This window comes from Bordetella genomosp. 2 (assembly GCF_002261345.1).
GTDB lineage: Bacteria > Pseudomonadota > Gammaproteobacteria > Burkholderiales > Burkholderiaceae_B > Bordetella_A.
The window spans coordinates 83,456-100,809 of record NZ_NEVT01000007.1 but is presented as its reverse complement, the minus strand read 5'-3'; the positions used below and the strand labels follow the sequence as shown (position 1 = coordinate 100,809).

Here is a 17,354-nt window from a genome sequence, read left to right as displayed (position 1 = left end):
CCCGATGGACACCGCCGTCTTGCCTGTCGATCCGCGCGCCGGCGCGGCCGAGCGCACCGTCGATTCGGTCTGCTGTTATTGCGGCACCGGCTGCGGCGTGCGCGTGACGGCGCGCGGCCAGCGCGTCGTGGCGGTGGCCGGCGACCCGGCGCATCCGTCCAGCCGCGGCCGCCTGTGCAGCAAGGGGCTGGCGCTGGCCGACACGGTGCGACGCGACGCGGCGCGCGTGCTGCGCGCGGAGTGGCGCGCCGAGCGCGGCCGCGAGCGCGTCGCGGTACCGTTGTCCGATGCGCTCGACCTGGCCGCCGCCCGGCTCGCCGCCGCCATCGGCCTGCACGGCCCCGATGCGATCGGCTTCTACTTGTCGGGCCAACTGCTCACCGAGGACTACGCCGTCTTCAACAAGCTGGCGCGCGCGCTGGTGGGCACCAACAATATCGACACCAATTCGCGCCTGTGCATGTCCAGCGCGGTATCCGGCTACAAGCTGACGCTCGGCGCCGACGCGCCACCGGCCTGCTACGACGACCTGGAGCTGGCCGATACGGTGCTGATCGCCGGCGCCAACATGGCGTACGCGCATCCAGTGCTGTTCCGCCGGCTGGAAGCCGCCAAGGCGGCCCGTCCCGGGCTCAAGATCGTGGTGGTCGATCCGCGCCGGACCGACACGGCGGCGCTGGCCGACCTGCACCTGCCCATCCTGCCCGGCACCGACGTGGCGCTGTTTCATGCCATGCTCAATGTCATGATCTGGGAAGGGCTGGTGGACCAGCCCTTCCTGGCGGCGCACACGGCGGGCTTCGCGGCCCTGAAGGCGCGCGTGCATGAATTCACCCCGCGCGCCGCGCAAGATGTGTGCGGGGTGCCGGCGGCCGACATCGTGCAGGCGGCGCGCTGGTTCGGCCAGGCCGGCGCCGCCCTGTCGCTGTATACGATGGGCCTGAACCAGTCCAGCAGCGGCACCGCGAAGAACGGCGCGCTGATCAACCTGCACCTGGCCACCGGGCAGATCGGTCGGCCCGGCGCCGGGCCGTTTTCGCTGACCGGCCAGCCCAACGCCATGGGCGGGCGCGAGGCCGGCGGCATGGCGACCCTGCTGCCGGGCCATCGCGATCCCGCCGACCCGCAGCACCGGCGCGAGGTGGCGGCGCTGTGGGGCGTGGACAGCCTGCCGGCCAGCCCGGGCAAGCCGGCGCTCGAGATGTTCGACGCGGTGCTGGAAGGGCGCATCAAGGTGTTGTGGATCGCCGCCACCAATCCGGCCCAGTCGCTGCCGGACCAGACCCGCGTGCGCGCCGCGCTGCAGCAGGCCGAGTTCGTCATCGTGCAGGAAGCCTATGCCGGCACCGAGACGCTGGCCTACGCCGACCTGGTGCTGCCGGCCGCCACCTGGCCCGAGAAGTCGGGCACTGTCACCAACTCGGAACGCCGCATCAGCCGCGTGCGCGCGGCCGTGGCCCCACCCGGCGAGGCCCGCCCGGACTGGCGCCTGGCGGCCGCGGTGGCGCGCCGGCTGGCCGGGTTGATTGCGCCGCGCAAGGCGGCGCTGTTCGACTACGCGGACGAGAGCGCCGTATTCGCCGAGCATGCGCGCATGACCGCCGGGCGCGACCTGGACTACAGCGCGGTCGACTACGCCTTGCTGGAGCGCCAGGGCCCGGTGCAATGGCCATACCGGGCCGGCGCCGCCGTGGCGCGCCTGTACGCCGACGGGCGCTTCGCCACCGACGACGGCCGGGCGCGCTTCTTCGATACCGGCTATACGCCGGTCGCCGAGGCGGTCTCGGCGCAATATCCGCTGCGCCTGACCACCGGTCGCCTGCGCGACCATTGGCACACCCTGGCGCGCACTAGCCTGGCCCCGGCGCTGACGCGCCATGTCGAGGAACCCGGGCTGTCGCTGCATCCGCTCGACCTGGAGCGCCTGAAACTGGCGCCCGGCGCGCTGGCGCGCATCCGCTCCCGGCGCGGCGCGATCGTGCTGCCGGCGCACCCCGACGACAGCCTGAAGCCGGGGCATGCCTTCCTGCCCATGCACTGGGGCAGCGCCTTCATGGCGGGCCTGGGCGTGAACGCGCTGACCAATCCCAGCCGCGACGCGGTGTCGCGCCAGCCCGAACTCAAGCACGCGGCCGTGGCCGTGGCGCCGGCCCGCCTGCCGTGGCAGGCCATGGGCTGGGCGGCCGGCGACGCCGCGCGCCTGCGCGCCGTACTGGCGCCGTGGCTGCGGCGCTTCGATTATGCGGTGGTGGCGCCCTGCGCGGCCGGGCCGGGCGTCCGGCTGCGGCTGGCCGCCGAATCGGCGCCGCCCGCGCATGTGCTGGATGCCCTGGCCCAGGTCCTGGACGTCGGGCAGCCCGACGCCGCCTTCGACGACCCGGCCCGTGGGATCCTGCGGCGTGTGCGGATGTCGGCCGGCGCGCCCGCGGCCTTCCTGCTGGCCGGCGATGTGCGTGCCAACGATGGCCTGCTGGCCTGGGCGGACGGCGGCCAGGCGCCGGCCAGCCTGGCCCTGCTGCTGATGGGGCGCACCCAGGCGTCGCCGCGTTCGCGCACGGTATGCGCCTGCGCCGGCGTGACCGAGCAGGCCATCCAGGCCGGCGTCGATGGGGGCCTGGGCGCCGAGGAATTGAAGGCGCGCCTGGGCTGCGGTTCCGGTTGCGGCTCGTGCATGCCCGAAGTGCGCCGCCTGGCCGCGCCGCATGCGGCAAGCGCAGCAGGCGCCTGACGCGCGCAGCGCTTCAGGGCTGGGTTTTCGCTGCCGGCTGGGGCTGCTTGATGGCCGCCAGGAAGGCGGGATCTTTCACCAGCTCTTCGATGTTCAGGCGGATCGTGTCGTTGAGCGCGCCGAAGAAATTGGCGAACTTGGTGGTGCGGCGCTTGATTTCCTTGGTGGCCTGGTACACCTGCTTGTCGCTGGCCTTGTCGACTACCAGGTAGGCAATGCGCAGGGTCCAGTCCACCGAATAGCCCAGGTCGTCGATCAGGAATTCCTGGATGTCGCCGCTCAGGCGGGCGGGCTGCGCGGTGCCGTTGACCTGCACGCCCATGAAGCGCAGTTCGGCGAAGGTGGCGTCGCGCACCAGGTCCTTGATGTCTTTTTCCAGCAGGATGCTGCCCATGGCCGTGTTGCGGATCTGGTTCGGCTCGATCCTGGCCGGCCGGTAGCTGCCGGGCGAGCCGCCGCTGGCCTGTTGCGACGAAGACAGGCCGGCGTTGGCATAGCGGTCGTTCTTGGGAGCCGGCGCATTGTCGTCGGCCTTGTTCGGCTCGTAGGTGAAGGCGCCCACCTCGACCGCGCCCTCGGCGCTGAGTACCGACGACGGCGAATAGGTAACCGGAAGCGTGTTGGGCACATTTGCGCAGCCGGCCAGGGTTGCCGCGCCGGCCAGGGCGGCCCAGCAGAGGGCCCGGCGCAGCGGCGCGGAAAAGCGGCGTGACGAGAACGACATGGGAATTCGCAGGAGGAGGATGGCGGGGGCACAATTCTATACAAAATAGAACAAAAAATTTATCAATGTATGGATTTCAGTCTTTTGCATGCCGATCGGTATCCATTGTTTCCGAGGTGCTGGCCGCGTTGGCCGCCTGCCGGCCAACCGGTGTAGTATCGAAAAGCCATGCCCGAGCGCATGGCTTTTTTGAGTTTCCAGGAGCACCCGGTGGCGGCACGCTTTTTTTCTTATCTCTTCGTGGCAGGGGCGGCGAGCCTGTCGGCCCCGGCCCTGGCCGGCGTGTGCGATGCGCAGTTCATGCGCAACGGCGGCGCCGTGCAGCTGACCGGCTCCGGCAACCTGAGCCTGGGCGCCGACCTGACCTTCGCCGAAGTCGCCAAGACGGACGCGGCCAATTGCCGCGCGCGTGTCCAGGGCACCGCCAGTTTCAGCTACGCGGGCCTGCCGGCCGGCAAGTCCAAGCTGGACTACCTGATGACCATCAAGGGCGGCAAGGCGGAGTTCGTGCGCTATGCCAAGGCGGGTGAAAAACCGCAGGACGGCGGCCAGTTCGACCTGCGCATGCTGGGGCTGTTCGCCTACGACGGCAAAGTCGCCGAAGGCCAGCGCCTGCCTGGCGCCACCTACCGGTTGAACATCGGCAAGGACGCTCCGGTGGGCGGCCAGCCCACCACCGTCGTGCGCATCGGCGAGAAATCCATCGGCGCCAGGCAGACCCTCGACACGGCGCTGGGCCGCCAGTCGTGCTGGCCGATCCGCTACGCGCGCAATACCGATCCCACCATGGCGACGTTCCAGGGCATCACGCTGCCCATCCCGGGCATGAACACCACCGTGACCGACTGGTATTGCCCGGCTGTGAACCTGGTCATGCGCCAGGACATCGACCAGAACGGCGTGAAATCCGCCGTTGAGATTACGCAGATCAAGTAGCAGCCGGTAGCAAGCGGGGCTGCGATTGTATTGCCCGGCTGGTATGATGATCTCGTCTTCGACACATCAACAGGAGCCTTTATGACCACCCGACGATCCGAGGAAGTCGCCAAAGAAAAACTCATCGACAGCGTCAAAAGCAGCCTGAACGATGCAGAAAACCTGCTGCGCGAAGCGGCCTCCAGTTCGGGCGAGAAAGCCTCCGAACTGCGCGACCGCGCCATGGCCTCGCTCAAGCGCACCCGCGAAGCGCTCTACGACGCCCAGGATGCCGTGCTCGAACGCGGCCGCAAGGCGGCGCGCGCCACCGACGACTACGTGCACGACAATCCCTGGCAAGCCATCGGCATCGCGGGCGTGACCGGCCTGCTGCTCGGCCTGCTGATCGCCCGCCGCTGAAGCGCGGGGCCGGCCCCTGGCGGCCGGCCCGCTCTTGCCCATGGGCCTGCGCAGATCCGTATTCGGCGTGGCCGGCAGCCTGGTCGGGCTGCTGCGCACGCGCCTCGAATTGTTCGCCTTGGAAGCCGCCGAGGAAAAGGCGCGCCTGGTCAAGCTGCTCGGCATGGCATTCGCCGCGCTGCTGTTCCTGACGCTGGCGGTGCTGGTGTTCAGCGTCACCATCGCGGTGGCGTTCTGGCCCACCGAGGACCGCTACCTGGCGCTGGGCCTGCTGGCGGCGCTGTATGCCGTCATCGGCCTGGGGTTGCTGCTGGCCGTGCGGCGCGAGCTGGTGTCCGGCCCGGTGCCGTTCTCCGCCACGTTCGAGGAGCTCGGCCGCGATGCCGACCTGCTCGACAGCGTGCGCGTGGCGCAGGCGCAGCAGGACGCCCAGGACGACCTCCGGGAGCCCCGCTGACATGGCCAAGTCCACGCCCGCCATCGACCGCGCCGTGCGCATCGAGCTGCTGCGCGCTCGCGCCGCGCTGGAACGCGAATCCCTGGCCCATGACATCGCCGCGGCCGGCCGCTCGCTCGAGCCGGCCAACCTGCTCAAGCGCTGGCTGCCCGGCCTGGCCAAGGGCAACGTGTCGCGGCTGCTGTGGCAGGGCGTCTCGCTGGCGCGCCGCTACCCGTTCATCAGTTCCACGCTGTCGGCGCTCATCATGGGGCGGGGCAAGCGCTCGCGCCTGCTGCGGCTGGCCGGCGGCGCGCTGCTGGGCTGGCAGGTGTTCAAGGGCTGGCGCGATTCGCGCTCATCGCGCGACGCCGGCGCCCCCCGCCGGCCCCCTGATCACAGCCCCAGGTCGCCCCACATCTGGTCCACCCGCTGCTTGACCGCCGCGTCCATCACGATGGGGCGGCCCCATTCGCGGTCGGTCTCGCCCGGCCACTTGTTGGTGGCGTCCATTCCCATCTTGCCGCCCAGCCCCGACACCGGCGACGCGAAATCCAGGTAGTCGATCGGCGTGCGCTCCACCAGGACAGTGTCGCGCACCGGGTCCATGCGGGTGGTGATGGCCCACACCACTTCGGTCCAGTTGCGCGGATCGATGTCCTCGTCCACTACCACGATGAACTTGGTGTACATGAACTGGCGCAGCACGCTCCACAGGCCGAACATCACGCGCTTGGCATGGCCGGCGTACTGCTTGCGGATCGACACCACCGCCAGCCGGTAGCTGCAGCCTTCCGGCGGCAGATAGAAGTCGACGATCTCCGGCAACTGGCGGCGCAGCAGCGGCACGAATACCTCGTTCAGCGCCACGCCCAGCACGGCCGGCTCGTCGGGCGGCTTGCCGGTGTAGGTGGAGTGATAGATCGGATCGCGCCGCATGGTGATGCGGTCTACCGTGAAGACGGGGAACCAGTCCTGCTCGTTGTAGTAGCCGGTGTGATCGCCGTAGGGGCCTTCCAGGGCCATTTCGTAGCCCGTGTCGGGCGGCGGCGGCGCGCCGTCGGGCACGCTGGGCGCGACGGCGCGCGGATCGCCCGCCGGCAGCAAGTGGCCTTCCAGCACGATCTCGGCGCGCGCCGGCACCGACAGCTCGCTGCCCAGCGCCTGCGCGACTTCGGTGCGCGAGCCGCGCAGCAGGCCGGCGAACTGGTATTCGGACAGGCTGTCCGGCACGGGCGTCACGGCCCCCAGGATGGTGGCGGGGTCGGCGCCCAGCGCCACCGCCACGGGGAAGGGCGTGCCGGGGTGCGCGCGGGCGTGATCGCGGAAATCCAGCGCGCCGCCGCGGTGCGAGAGCCAGCGCATGATCAGTTTGTTGCGCGCGATGGGCTGCTGCCGGTAAATGCCGAGGTTCTGGCGACGCGCATTGGGCCCGCGCGTGACCACCAGGCCCCAGGTCAGGAGCGGCGCCACGTCGCCCGGCCAGCAGGTCTGGATGGGCAGGCGGGACAAATCCACGTCGGCGCCCTCCCAGACGACTTCCTGGCAGGCCGGCCCGCGCACGCGCTTGGGAGCCATGTCCCACAGCGCCGACTTCAGCATGGCCACCTTGCCCAGCGCGTCGCGCAGTCCGCGCGGCGCCTCCGGTTCGCGCAGAGAGGCCAGCAGTTCGCCGGTCTCGCGCAATGCGCCGACCTCGTCGGCGCCCATGCCCCAGGCCACGCGGCGCGGCGTGCCGAACAAATTGGCCAGCACCGGCATGGCGGCCCGCTCGCCATCATGCGTGGCATGCTCGAACAGCAGGGCGGGGCCCGCGGCGCGCAGCACCCGGTCGGCAATCTCGGTCATTTCGAGGCGGGTCGAGACCGGCGCGGCGATGCGCTTGAGGTCGCCGCGCAGTTCCAACTGCTGCAAAAAGTCTCTAAGGTCGCGGTATTTCACTACAGATCCCGGTCAATTCGTTACATTTTTACGGTGGAACAGAGGTTAACATCCAGTCCTCTCTTAACGCAGGAGGTCCCCATGCCCGATGCGTCAGTGGCCGGCCTGTTCCGCCAGACCGCCCAAGGAGTGCACCACCATCTTGCCGAGTGGTTGCGTATCTGCTGTACCTATCTGGGCATCGCAGTGATCGTTACGGTAAGCATGGGCTTCGCCTTGCCTGGTTTGCGCGACCAGGCCTTGCAGGTGCACAAAGCCTTGTTGACCGCCCTAGCGCCTACATCCGTGCCGCCCGGTTCATCCGCCGAACCCGGCTACGACCCCGCCTATGACACCCCTTCAGCGGTAGCCATGGCGATTCCGGCTGCGCCCGTCAGTAATGCCACAGGTTTCCTGGGGCCGCTGCGCAGCGACCTGCCGCCCGCCCCGCCCAAGAAGCGGGCGCGCAGCACCGTGTCCGGACCGCAAGTCGAGGCACTGCGCAACTATATCTCGCGCAAGTATCGCGTCGCCTATGACGCGACGTCCGTGCTCGTCAGTACTGTCTACAAGGTCGCGCGCGAAAAAGAGCTCGACCCCTTGCTGTTGCTGGCCGTGATCGCCATTGAATCGCGCTACAACCCGTTCGCCGAGAGCTCGGTGGGCGCGCAGGGCCTGATGCAGGTCATGACGCGCGTGCACCAGGACAAGTTCGACAGGCTGGGCGACGGCATGAACAACCCGCTCGACCCGATCGCGAACATCCGCGTCGGCACCACCATCCTGAAAGACTGCATCGAACGGCGCGGCTCGATCGACGGCGGCCTGGCCTGCTACGTGGGCGCCACCGGCCCCAGCGACGGCGGCTACGGCGCCAAGGTGCAGGCCGAACGCCGCCGCCTGGCGCTGGCCGCCGGCATCGCGCTGGCGCGCGAGTAAGCGGCGCGGCGCCGGGCGCCGCTTCCTAGAGCACTTTCCCCATGCGCTGGACCGCCTCCTCGAGGCGGTCCAGCCCCGTGGCGTACGAGAACCGCAGCGTGTGGCCGCCGTGCGCCGGGCCGAAATCCAGGCCCGGCACCACGGCCACGCCCGCTTCGTGCAGCAGCCGCTGCGACAGCGCGGCGCTGTCGGCGCCGAGCGCGGCGATGTCGGCGTAAATATAGAAGGCGCCGTCGGGCCGCACCGGCACATGCAGGCCGAGCCGCTCGAACTCGGGCAGCAGGTAGTCGCGCCGCTGCCGGAAGGCGTCGCGGCGATGTTCGAAGATCTTCAGCGTATCGGGCGCGAAGCAGGCCAGCGCCGCGTGCTGCGCCAGCGTCGGCGCGCAGATAGCCAGGCTGGCGGCCATTTTCTCGATGGGCGCGGCCAGCCGCTCGGGCACGATCATCCAGCCCAGCCGCCAGCCCGTCATGTGGAAGTACTTCGAGAAGCTGTTGATGACGATGATGTCGTCGTCCAGGGTCAGCGCCGACCGGGGCTGGCCCTCGTAGCTCAGGCCGAGGTAGATTTCGTCCACGATGGCGAAGCCCTGCCGTTCGCGCACTGCGTGCAGCAGCGCCGCCAGTTCGTCGCGCGCGATGCTGGTGCCGGTGGGGTTGCTAGGCGAGGCCACCAGCACCCCGCGCGTGGCGGACGTCCAGTGGTCGCGCACGTCCTGCGCCGACAGCTGGAAGCGCTGCCCGGCATGGCTGGGAATCAGGCGCGGCCGGCCGCCGGCGGCCAGGATGAAATTGCTGTTGGCGGGATAAGACGGGTCGGGCATCAGCACCTCGGCGCCGGGCTCGACGATGGCCGAGCAGGCCAGCGACAGGGCGCCGGAGGCGCCGGCCGTGACGATGACGCGGGCGGGATCGACCGCGGCCCCGAACTCGCTTGCGTAGAATTGGGCAATGGCCTCGCGCAGCGCGGCCAGCCCGGCCGGCGCGCTGTAGCCGCTAAGGCCGGCCTGGGCGGCGCGTTCGAGCGCTTCCACGACCTGGGGCGGCGCGGTAAAGTCCGGTTCGCCGATACCCAGGCTGATGATGTCCCGGCCCGCCGCCTGCAGCGCCTGCGCTTGCTTGAAGAGTTCGACGACGTGAAAGGTCAGGAAGTCGTGGGCGCGTGATGCGAGGCGCAGCATGATGGTTCTCAAAACGAAAAAGGGATTGTAGATGCAGTCATCGCGGCGCGCATTCCTGTTCGGCCGGCGGCTGCCGCGCACGCCGTGGGACATGTTCCGCCAGCGCCTGGCCCGCGCGGCGCATGGCCCGCTGGAGGAACTCGACGCGGCGCCGCCGGGCCGCGCCAGGCTGCGGCCGGCGCGGCCCGAGGATGTGCGGCATGCGCGCGCCCTGTGCGTGGAGTACGGGGTGGCGCTGGTGCTGGCGGGGACGGACGCGTCCGGCACGCCGGCCGGCCGCGCGGTGCTGGAAGTGGATCCGTCGGCGCTCACGGAATTGGCGCCGGGGCCGCGCGCGGGGCAGTGGCGCGCGCAGCCGGGCTGCCGGGCCGCGGACCTGGCCGCCGCCGGGTTGCCGCAGTTCGCCCAGGCGCCGCCGGCCCAGACGCTGGCCGGCTGGCTGGCCGGGGCCGGCGCCTGGCCGCCGGGTGGCACGGCCGTCAGCGGCCTGGTCGGCATCGACCTGCTGCTGTCGGACGGCACCGCCGAGACGCTCGGCCCGTTCGGCCAGGACGATGTGCAGCCGTTGCGCTCGGCCGCGGTGCAGCGGCTGGTGCCCGCCTTGTTCCAGCTGGCCGGCTCGGCCGATGCCGCGGCCTGCCGCGCGCATGCCGCCTGGCCGTGCCGCTACCGGCTGGACGCGCTGGCGCCCGAGCCGCCGGCCGGCGTGAACCTGGCGCAATTGCTGCTGGGGCATGGCGGCACGCTGGCCTGGGTGGAGGGCGCGCTGCTGGCGCCCGGGCAGGCTGCCGGCGCGGTGGCGGCCGCGCCGGCGCCGCCGCCTGGCGTCGCCGCCGCGGCCCACCGGCTCGCCATGCGCGTGCAGGACGCCTTCGACCCGCAGGGCCTGTACGCGCCCTGACGGCGTCCGCCGGCGCGGGCGCCCGGCCCGGCGATGGCGTGGCACGGCATGGAAGTAAGCGAGGAGTAAGATAGCTGCCGCGCTGAGCTAGAATCCTTCACTTTCCGTGTACCCACCCGAGTAGCCCGCCTTATGGACGCCAACTTTCGCAAAGCCGCGCTTGAATACCACGAGTCCGGCCGCCCCGGCAAAATTTCCGTCACCCCGACGAAGCAATTGTCCAACCAGCGCGACCTGGCGCTGGCCTACTCGCCGGGCGTGGCCGCGGCCTGCGAAGAGATCGTCAGCGATCCGGTCAACGCGGTGCGCTACACCGCGCGCGGCAACCTGGTGGGCGTGATCACCAACGGCACGGCGGTGCTGGGCCTGGGCAACATCGGCGCGCTGGCCTCCAAGCCGGTCATGGAAGGCAAGGCGGTGCTGTTCAAGAAGTTCGCCGGCCTGGACGTCTTCGACATCGAGATCAACGAGACCGACCCCGACAAGCTGGTCGAGATCATCGCCGGCCTGGAGCCGACCTTCGGCGGCATCAACCTTGAAGACATCAAGGCGCCGGAGTGCTTCACGGTCGAGCGCAAGCTGCGCGAGCGCATGAAGATCCCGGTGTTCCACGACGACCAGCATGGCACGGCCATCTGCGTCTCGGCCGCCTTCATCAATGGCCTGAAAGTGGTGGGCAAGGACATCGACAAGGTCAAGGTGGTGACCTCCGGCGCGGGCGCCGCGGCGCTGGCCTGCCTGGACCTGATGGTGGACTTGGGCGTGCCCATCGAGAACATCTGGGTCACCGACATCGAAGGCGTGGTGTACCAGGGCCGCACGGCGCTGATGGACCCCGACAAGGAACGCTTCGCCCAGAAGACCGACCACCGCAAGCTCGCCGACGTGATCCAGGGCGCCGACGTGTTCCTGGGCCTGTCGGCCGGCGGCGTGCTCAAGCCCGAAATGGTGGCCGCCATGGCGGCCCGCCCGGTCATCCTGGCGCTGGCCAACCCCAACCCCGAGATCCTGCCCGAAGACGCGCACGCGGTGCGCGACGACGTGGTCATGGCCACCGGGCGTTCCGACTACCCGAACCAGGTCAACAACGTCCTGTGCTTCCCGTATATCTTCCGCGGCGCGCTGGATGTGGGCGCCACCACCATCACGCGCGAAATGGAAATGGCGGCGGTGTACGCCATCGCCAAGCTGGCCCAGGAAGAGCAGAACGAGGTGGTCGCGGCGGCCTATGGCACGTATGACATCAGCTTCGGCCCCGACTACCTGATTCCCAAGCCGTTCGATCCGCGCCTGATCACCCGCATCGCGCCGGCCGTGGCCAAGGCGGCGATGGACGGCGGCGTGGCGACGCGTCCGCTGTCCGACCTGGAGGCCTACGTCGAACAGCTGCAGCAGTTCGTGTACCACTCCGGCGCCTTCATGAAGCCGCTGTACTCGGCCGCCAAGAGCTTCGTGCGCGAAGGCGGCAAGGCCCGCGTGGTGTTCACCGAGGGCGAGGACGAGCGCGTGCTGCGCGCCGTGCAGGTGGTGGTCGACGAAGGCCTGGCCAAGCCCATCCTGGTGGGCCGCCCGGCGGTGCTGGCGGCCCGCATCGAGAAATACGGCCTGCGCCTGCGGCTGGGCGAGGACGTCGAGGTCACCAACCCCGAGTACGACGAGCGTTTCCACCGCTACTGGACCACCTACTGGGAAATGATGTGCCGGCGCGGCATCACCAAGGAGATGGCGCGCGTCGAGATGCGCCGCCGCCTGACCCTGATCGGCGCCATGATGGTGCACCTGGGCGACGCCGACGGCATGATCTGCGGCACCGTCAGCTCGTATGCCGAGCACCTGCGTTTCGTCGACCAGGTCATCGGCATGCGGCCGGGCGCCAAGGTCTATGCCGCGATGAACGTGCTGCTGCTCAACGAGCGCACGGTGGCGCTGGTCGACACCCACGTCAACGACGAGCCCACCGCCGAGCAGATCGCCGAGTTCACCATCGCCGCGGCCGAGGAAATGACGCGCCTGAACCTGGCGCCCAAGGTGGCGCTGCTGTCGCGCTCGAACTTCGGCACCGGCAGCTCGGCCTCGGGCGCCAAGATGCGCGAGGCCCTGGCGCTGATCCGCGCCGTCGCCCCGGACCTGGAAGTGGACGGCGAAATGCACGGCGACTGCGCGCTGGACGAGGCGCAGCGCCTGCGCATCCTGCCGTCCTCGACGCTCAAGGGCGAAGCCAACCTACTGGTGTGCCCCAATGTCGATTCGGGCAACATCGCCTACAACCTGCTGAAGACGGCGGCCGGCGGCAATGTCGCCATCGGCCCGTTCCTGCTGGGCGCCAACGCGCCGGTGCATATCCTGACGTCCAGCTCCACTGTCCGCCGCATCGTCAACATGACCGCCCTGGTCGTCGTCGATGCCAACGTCCCCAGGTAACAGGACAGCCGCCGCCCCGTCCGGACCGGTGACGGGGCTGGTGCTGACCGGCGGCGGCGCCCGCGCGGCCTACCAGGTCGGCGTGCTGGGCGCCATTTTCGAGATCCTCGACCCCGCGTCGCGGCCCGAGTTCCGTAATCCTTTTCCCATCATCAGCGGCACCTCGGCGGGCGCCATCAATGCCGCCGCCCTGGCGTGCCGGGCCGACCGTCCGCACCTGGCGGCGCGGCGCATCCGCCGGCTCTGGGAGTCGCTCGAAACCGGCATGGTGTACCGCGCCGACGCGCCCGGCCTGATCAAGACCGGCGTCCGCTGGCTCGGGCTGCTGGCGCTGGGCTGGATGTTCTCCGGCCTGTCCGGCAAGCGGCCCCAGTCGCTGCTGGACAACCGGCCGCTGGCCGACCTGCTGGCGCGCGTGCTGGATTTCGACCGCCTGGGCGTCAACCTGGAGCGCAATGCGCTGTCCTCGCTGGCCATCACCGCCTCGGGTTTCACCAGCGGCGAGCACCTGACTTTCTACCAGTCGCACCGGGAGATCGAGCCGTGGCATCGTTCGCTGCGGCGCGCGGTGCCCGCCCGCATCGGCGTCGAGCACCTGATGGCTTCGTCGTCCATCCCGTTCGTATTCCCGGCGCAGGCGGTGGATGTGCAGGGACAGACCGAATGGTGCGGCGACGGCTCGATGCGGCAGCTCGCGCCCATCAGCCCGGTCATCCACCTGGGGGCCGAGCGCGTCTTGGTGATCGGCACCGGCTACCGGGACGACACGCACCCCGAGAAGCGCGAGAAGGCGCCGCCGTACCCGTCGCTGGCGCAGGTGGGCGGGCACGTGCTGTCGAGCATCTTCCTGGACGGCCTGTCGGCCGACATCGAGCGCCTGGAACGCATCAACGACCTGGTCGACCACACCTCGCGCGACCCGGCCACGGGCTTGAGTGTCCGGCGCGTGAACGTGCTGACGCTGACCCCCAGCCAGTCGCTGGATTTGCTCGCGCTCGATTACCTGAAAGAAATGCCACTCGAGGCACGTACCCTTTTTCGCGTACTCGGTGTATCGTCCGACCCAGACCGGTCGGGCGGCGGTGCGCTGATGTCCTATTTGCTCTTTGAAAGCGCTTACACGCGACGATTGATCGAACTGGGTTATGCCGATACGATGCGGCGTATCGAAGAGGTGGTTGGCTTTTTCAAGGAGGGCCAGGCATGACGCGGAATGGCCAGTCTGCTCTGCAGCGCCAATTGGGCCGCGGGGGCGCGATCGATCATGACGGTTTGCAGAAAGAAGCCGTGGTTGAGGCCGCGCATCAGCTCGGACTGGCCCTCATGGTGGCCGACTGCGACCGGGCGCGCAGCCGTTCCGCGGTGCTGCGCGCCATTGCCAAGGCGGTCGATTTCCCCGAGTACTTCGGCGGCAACCTGGACGCCCTGTACGACTGCCTGTGCGACACCGTGCTGGACCAGAAAACCGGCGTGGTGCTGTGGCTGTACAAGCTGCACTCGGGCGATCCGGCCCTGGAAGCCGACGCCGCCCAGATCGAAGCCGTATGCGCCGACGCCGCCGAATTCGCGCGCGACAACGGCAGGGTCTTCACCTACGTCATCGAGCACGCCGGCAAGCATCCCGACCCGGAGCCCGGCGTCGCCGCGGCGCCCTACGGGGAAGGGTGAGCCAGCAAGAGGTGCCGACACCCCTTGGGTGTCAGGCACCTGCAGACCGGTAGGCGCGGCCTACTGCCACCCCAGCAGGGCGGTGGCGGCGGCGATCAGCGCCAACCCGGCGGTCTCGGTGCGCAGCACGCGCTGCCCGTAGCGCACGGCCTGCACGCCGTGCCCGGCCGCCAGGGCCAGTTCGGCGTCCGACCAGCCTCCCTCCGGCCCCACCAGCAGGCTCAAGGTCCGCGGGCCCGGCTGCGCGTGCAGCGCCTCGGCCAGGCCGGGCCCGGCCTCCGGGTGGCACAGCAGGCGCAGGCCCTCGGCCGGCTGTTCCAGCCATTCGCGCAGGCCGACCGGCGCATCGACCGCCATCAGGCGATTGCGTCCGCATTGTTCCGATGCCGCCTGGGCAATGCGAGACCAGTGCGCCACTCGTTTTTCCAGGCGCGCGCCGCCCAGTTGCAGCACGCTGCGCTGCGCGGCGATCGGGCAGACCCGGCTGGCGCCCAGCTCGACCGCCTTTTCCACGACCCAGTCCATCTTGTCGCCGGACGGCAGGCCTTGCACCAATATGATGCGGCCGGCCAGTTCGGCCTCGCGCGGGTCGTGCGCGCCCAGCAGGGCGTAGGCGGCCTTGCCGTCGATTTCGAGCGTGGCGGGGTATTCGCCGCCGGCGCCGTCGAACAGGACGATGGGCGAGCCGGCGCGCAAGCGCAGCACCCGCACGGCGTGGTGCGCCAGGGCGTCGGGCAGCGCCATGCGGGCGCCGGCGGACAGGGGAGCGTCGCAAAAAAAACGCGGCAGGGGCATGGATCGATCAGGGCCGCGGCGGGGCGGCAAGGTCCGGTCAAGCGCGTAGCCTACCATCCCCCGCGCGGCCCGGGCGCGGCCCCGGGGCCTCCCGACCCGGGTTATTCCCGGATGCTAAAATCATGAGCTTCACAACCTCTCTACCTGGCCCCATTTCCCCGGGCGCCGGGCACCCCGGCGCGGCGATGCGCGCCCACGGGCGGGTACGGGCTCGCCAGGGTGTCTGACACCAGTCGGAACATGTTGCCGGAGCCTACGAGCCTTTTCCGCATGAGCCAATCCACCGCCCATCAACTTGCCCTGGCGGATGCCATCCGCGTCCTTGCGATGGACGCCGTCCAACAAGCCAACTCCGGCCACCCCGGGGCCCCCATGGGCATGGCGGAAATCGCCCAGGCGCTGTGGCTCGGCCACCTGCGCCACAACCCGGCCGATCCGGCCTGGGCCAACCGCGACCGCTTCGTGCTGTCCAACGGCCACGGCTCGATGCTCATCTACGCGCTGCTGCACCTGTCCGGCTACGACTTGCCCATCGAAGAGCTCAAGCAGTTCCGCCAGTTGCATTCGCGCACGCCGGGCCACCCGGAGGTCGGCATCACCCCCGGCGTCGAGACCACCACCGGCCCGCTCGGCCAGGGCCTGGCCAACGCCGTGGGCATGGCGCTGGCCGAAGCGCTGCTGGCCGCCGAGTTCAACAAGCCCGGCCTGCCCATCGTCGACCACTACACCTATGCGTTCACCGGCGACGGCTGCCTGATGGAAGGCATCTCGCACGAGGCCTGCTCGCTGGCCGGCACGCTCAAGCTGTCCAAGCTGGTGGTGCTGTACGACGACAACGGCATTTCCATCGACGGCCATGTCGAGCACTGGTTCGGCGACGACACCGCCACCCGCTTCGAAGGCTACGGCTGGAATGTGATCCGCGGCGTGGACGGCCACGACGTGGCCGCCGTCGACGCCGCCATCCGCCAGGCGCGCGCGCAGTCGGAAAAGCCCACCCTGATCGTGTGCCGCACCATCATCGGCAAGGGTTCGCCCGCCATGGCCGGTACCCATAATGTGCACGGCGCGCCGCTGGGCGCCGAGGAAGTCGCCGCCACGCGCGCCGCGCTGGGCTGGACCGCCGCGCCGTTCGAGATTCCCCAGGCCGTGCGCGAAGGCTGGGACGCCCGCAAGCAGGGCGCCGAGGCCCAGGCCGCCTGGCAGGCCGCGTTCGACGCCTACGCCGCCAAGTATCCCGCCGAGGCCGCCGAGTTCACGCGCCGCATGAAGGGCGAGCTGCCGGCCGACTTCGCCGCCAGGCTGCAGGCCTTCGTACAGGCCACCGACCAGAAGGCCGAGACCGTCGCCACCCGCAAGGCCTCGCAGTTCGCCATCGCGGCGCTGGCCGAGGTTCTGCCCGAACTCCTGGGCGGCTCGGCCGACCTGACCGGCTCCAACTACACCGACTGGAAGGGCGTGGCGCCGGTGCGCGCCGGCGCGCAGGGCATCCAGTTCGGCCGCCATATCAACTACGGCGTGCGCGAGTTCGGCATGGCCGCCATCATGAACGGCATCGCGCTGCACGGCGGCTACCTGCCGTTCGGCGGCACCTTCCTGACCTTCTCCGACTACTCGCGCAACGCCATCCGCATGGCCGCGCTGATGAAGCAGCGCGTGGTGCACGTGTTCACGCACGACTCCATCGGCCTGGGCGAGGACGGACCCACCCACCAGTCCATCGAGCACGCCGCCAGCCTGCGGCTGATCCCCAACCTGTCGGTCTGGCGTCCGTGCGACACCGCCGAGACCGCGGTCGCCTGGGGCGCCGCCGTCGCCCGCCCGGCCAGCATCGGCATGGATGTCAATGACGGCGGCCCGACCGCCTTGCTGCTGTCGCGCCAGAACCTGCCGTTCGTGCCGCGCGACGCCGACACGCTGAAAGCGATTGTCCGCGGCGGTTACGTTCTGCGAGACGCACAAGACGCGCGTGCCGTTATCATCGCCACGGGCTCGGAAGTCGCCATCGCGCTGGCCGCGCAGGAACAGCTGGCCGGGCAGGGCATCGCGGTGCGGGTGGTGTCCATGCCCAGCACCGACGTGTTCGACCGCCAGGACGCCGACTGGAAGCGCGCCGTGCTGCCCCCGGGCCTGCCGCGCGTGGCCGTCGAGGCCGGCACGACCGACCTGTGGCACAAGTACGTGGGCCTGGAAGGCACCGTGGTCGGCATCGACCGCTACGGCGAGTCCGCGCCCGCAGGGGCCTTGTTCAAGTTCTTCGGTCTGACCGCCGACAAGGTGGCCGAGGCCGTCAAGCAAGTTTTGTAA

At 70.0% G+C, this 17,354-nt stretch carries 14 protein-coding genes and 1 pseudogene; 11 read left to right on the top strand and 4 right to left on the bottom strand.

From position 1 onward, the window contains the following. The first annotated feature begins 4 nt into the window (after positions 1-4). Positions 5-2,728: a nitrate reductase gene (locus CAL24_RS17210; RefSeq protein ID WP_094807360.1), complete on the top strand. Its 2,724-nt coding sequence runs from the start codon at positions 5-7 to the stop codon at positions 2,726-2,728. Between the two features lie 13 nt (positions 2,729-2,741). On the opposite strand, the gene CAL24_RS17205 is transcribed toward CAL24_RS17210, so the two are convergent. After that, positions 2,742-3,452 (bottom strand): hypothetical protein, encoded by a 711-nt coding sequence (locus tag CAL24_RS17205; protein WP_249278567.1) that lies wholly within the window; start codon positions 3,450-3,452, stop codon positions 2,742-2,744. Between the two features lie 210 nt (positions 3,453-3,662). Between CAL24_RS17205 and CAL24_RS17200 the strand changes: the two genes are divergently transcribed. From CAL24_RS17200 to CAL24_RS17185, 4 genes and pseudogenes are all read left to right on the top strand, one after another. Then, the gene (locus CAL24_RS17200) at positions 3,663-4,388 is read left to right on the top strand and encodes a hypothetical protein (RefSeq protein WP_038853108.1); all 726 of its coding nucleotides are present in this window, start codon (positions 3,663-3,665) and stop codon (positions 4,386-4,388) included. A gap of 81 nt (positions 4,389-4,469) precedes the next feature. Next, positions 4,470-4,787 (top strand): DUF883 family protein, encoded by a 318-nt coding sequence (locus CAL24_RS17195; protein ID WP_028353098.1) that lies wholly within the window; start codon positions 4,470-4,472, stop codon positions 4,785-4,787. 40 nt (positions 4,788-4,827) lie between these two features. After that, on the top strand, positions 4,828-5,244 hold the full coding sequence (locus CAL24_RS17190) for a phage holin family protein (protein ID WP_028353099.1): 417 nt from the start codon (positions 4,828-4,830) through the stop codon (positions 5,242-5,244). 1 nt (position 5,245) lies between these two features. Next, a pseudogene (locus CAL24_RS17185) lies at positions 5,246-5,596 on the top strand (hypothetical protein); the annotation flags it as partial. Positions 5,597-5,619: 23 nt separating this feature from the next. Here the strand turns inward: CAL24_RS17185 and CAL24_RS17180 are convergent. Next, entirely contained in the window at positions 5,620-7,164 is a 1,545-nt protein-coding gene (locus tag CAL24_RS17180; RefSeq protein ID WP_094807359.1) for a UbiD family decarboxylase, read from the bottom strand. An 81-nt stretch (positions 7,165-7,245) separates the two neighbouring features. Here CAL24_RS17180 and CAL24_RS17175 point away from each other — a divergent pair, with 81 nt between their 5' ends. Then, the gene (locus CAL24_RS17175) at positions 7,246-8,082 is read left to right on the top strand and encodes a lytic transglycosylase domain-containing protein (protein WP_028353102.1); all 837 of its coding nucleotides are present in this window, start codon (positions 7,246-7,248) and stop codon (positions 8,080-8,082) included. Positions 8,083-8,107: 25 nt separating this feature from the next. Here the strand turns inward: CAL24_RS17175 and CAL24_RS17170 are convergent, their stop codons facing one another. Continuing rightward, a complete protein-coding gene (locus CAL24_RS17170; protein WP_094807358.1) occupies positions 8,108-9,262 on the bottom strand; it encodes a pyridoxal phosphate-dependent aminotransferase in 1,155 nt (384 codons plus the stop codon). A 31-nt stretch (positions 9,263-9,293) separates the two neighbouring features. Here CAL24_RS17170 and CAL24_RS17165 point away from each other — a divergent pair, with 31 nt between their 5' ends. From CAL24_RS17165 to CAL24_RS17150, 4 genes are all read left to right on the top strand, one after another. Beyond that, positions 9,294-10,163 (top strand): hypothetical protein, encoded by an 870-nt coding sequence (locus CAL24_RS17165; protein ID WP_094807357.1) that lies wholly within the window; start codon positions 9,294-9,296, stop codon positions 10,161-10,163. A 132-nt stretch (positions 10,164-10,295) separates the two neighbouring features. Then, positions 10,296-12,584 carry an NADP-dependent malic enzyme gene (locus tag CAL24_RS17160; protein ID WP_094807356.1) on the top strand — a complete coding sequence of 763 codons (2,289 nt, stop codon included), beginning with the start codon at positions 10,296-10,298 and terminating at the stop codon, positions 12,582-12,584. 43 nt (positions 12,585-12,627) lie between these two features. Continuing rightward, positions 12,628-13,791: a patatin-like phospholipase family protein gene (locus CAL24_RS17155; RefSeq protein WP_094807571.1), complete on the top strand. Its 1,164-nt coding sequence runs from the start codon at positions 12,628-12,630 to the stop codon at positions 13,789-13,791. Next, positions 13,788-14,252 carry a barstar family protein gene (locus CAL24_RS17150; RefSeq protein ID WP_028353107.1) on the top strand — a complete coding sequence of 155 codons (465 nt, stop codon included), beginning with the start codon at positions 13,788-13,790 and terminating at the stop codon, positions 14,250-14,252. The genes CAL24_RS17155 and CAL24_RS17150 overlap by 4 nt, the downstream gene beginning before the upstream one ends. 60 nt (positions 14,253-14,312) lie before the next feature. On the opposite strand, the gene CAL24_RS17145 is transcribed toward CAL24_RS17150, so the two are convergent. Beyond that, complete coding sequence (locus CAL24_RS17145) at positions 14,313-15,047, bottom strand: 16S rRNA (uracil(1498)-N(3))-methyltransferase (RefSeq protein WP_094807355.1); 735 nt, start codon at positions 15,045-15,047, stop codon at positions 14,313-14,315. Positions 15,048-15,287: 240 nt separating this feature from the next. Between CAL24_RS17145 and tkt the strand changes: the two genes are divergently transcribed. Beyond that, entirely contained in the window at positions 15,288-17,354 is a 2,067-nt protein-coding gene (gene tkt, locus CAL24_RS17140) for a transketolase (RefSeq protein ID WP_094807354.1), read from the top strand.

Excerpts from the sequence above, each read along its gene's own strand:
- CAL24_RS17170 (WP_094807358.1), bottom strand. The coding sequence starts at position 9,262 with ATGCTGCGCCTCGCATCACGCGCCCACGACTTCCTGACCTTTCACGTC.
- CAL24_RS17160 (WP_094807356.1), top strand. The coding sequence starts at position 10,296 with ATGGACGCCAACTTTCGCAAAGCCGCGCTTGAATACCACGAGTCCGGC.
- CAL24_RS17205 (WP_249278567.1), bottom strand. The coding sequence starts at position 3,452 with ATGTCGTTCTCGTCACGCCGCTTTTCCGCGCCGCTGCGCCGGGCCCTC.
- CAL24_RS17195 (WP_028353098.1), top strand. The coding sequence starts at position 4,470 with ATGACCACCCGACGATCCGAGGAAGTCGCCAAAGAAAAACTCATCGAC.
- CAL24_RS17145 (WP_094807355.1), bottom strand. The coding sequence starts at position 15,047 with ATGCCCCTGCCGCGTTTTTTTTGCGACGCTCCCCTGTCCGCCGGCGCC.
- CAL24_RS17165 (WP_094807357.1), top strand. The coding sequence starts at position 9,294 with ATGCAGTCATCGCGGCGCGCATTCCTGTTCGGCCGGCGGCTGCCGCGC.
- CAL24_RS17210 (WP_094807360.1), top strand. The coding sequence starts at position 5 with ATGGACACCGCCGTCTTGCCTGTCGATCCGCGCGCCGGCGCGGCCGAG.
- CAL24_RS17190 (WP_028353099.1), top strand. The coding sequence starts at position 4,828 with ATGGGCCTGCGCAGATCCGTATTCGGCGTGGCCGGCAGCCTGGTCGGG.
- CAL24_RS17150 (WP_028353107.1), top strand. The coding sequence starts at position 13,788 with ATGACGCGGAATGGCCAGTCTGCTCTGCAGCGCCAATTGGGCCGCGGG.
- CAL24_RS17175 (WP_028353102.1), top strand. The coding sequence starts at position 7,246 with ATGCCCGATGCGTCAGTGGCCGGCCTGTTCCGCCAGACCGCCCAAGGA.
- tkt (WP_094807354.1), top strand. The coding sequence starts at position 15,288 with ATGTTGCCGGAGCCTACGAGCCTTTTCCGCATGAGCCAATCCACCGCC.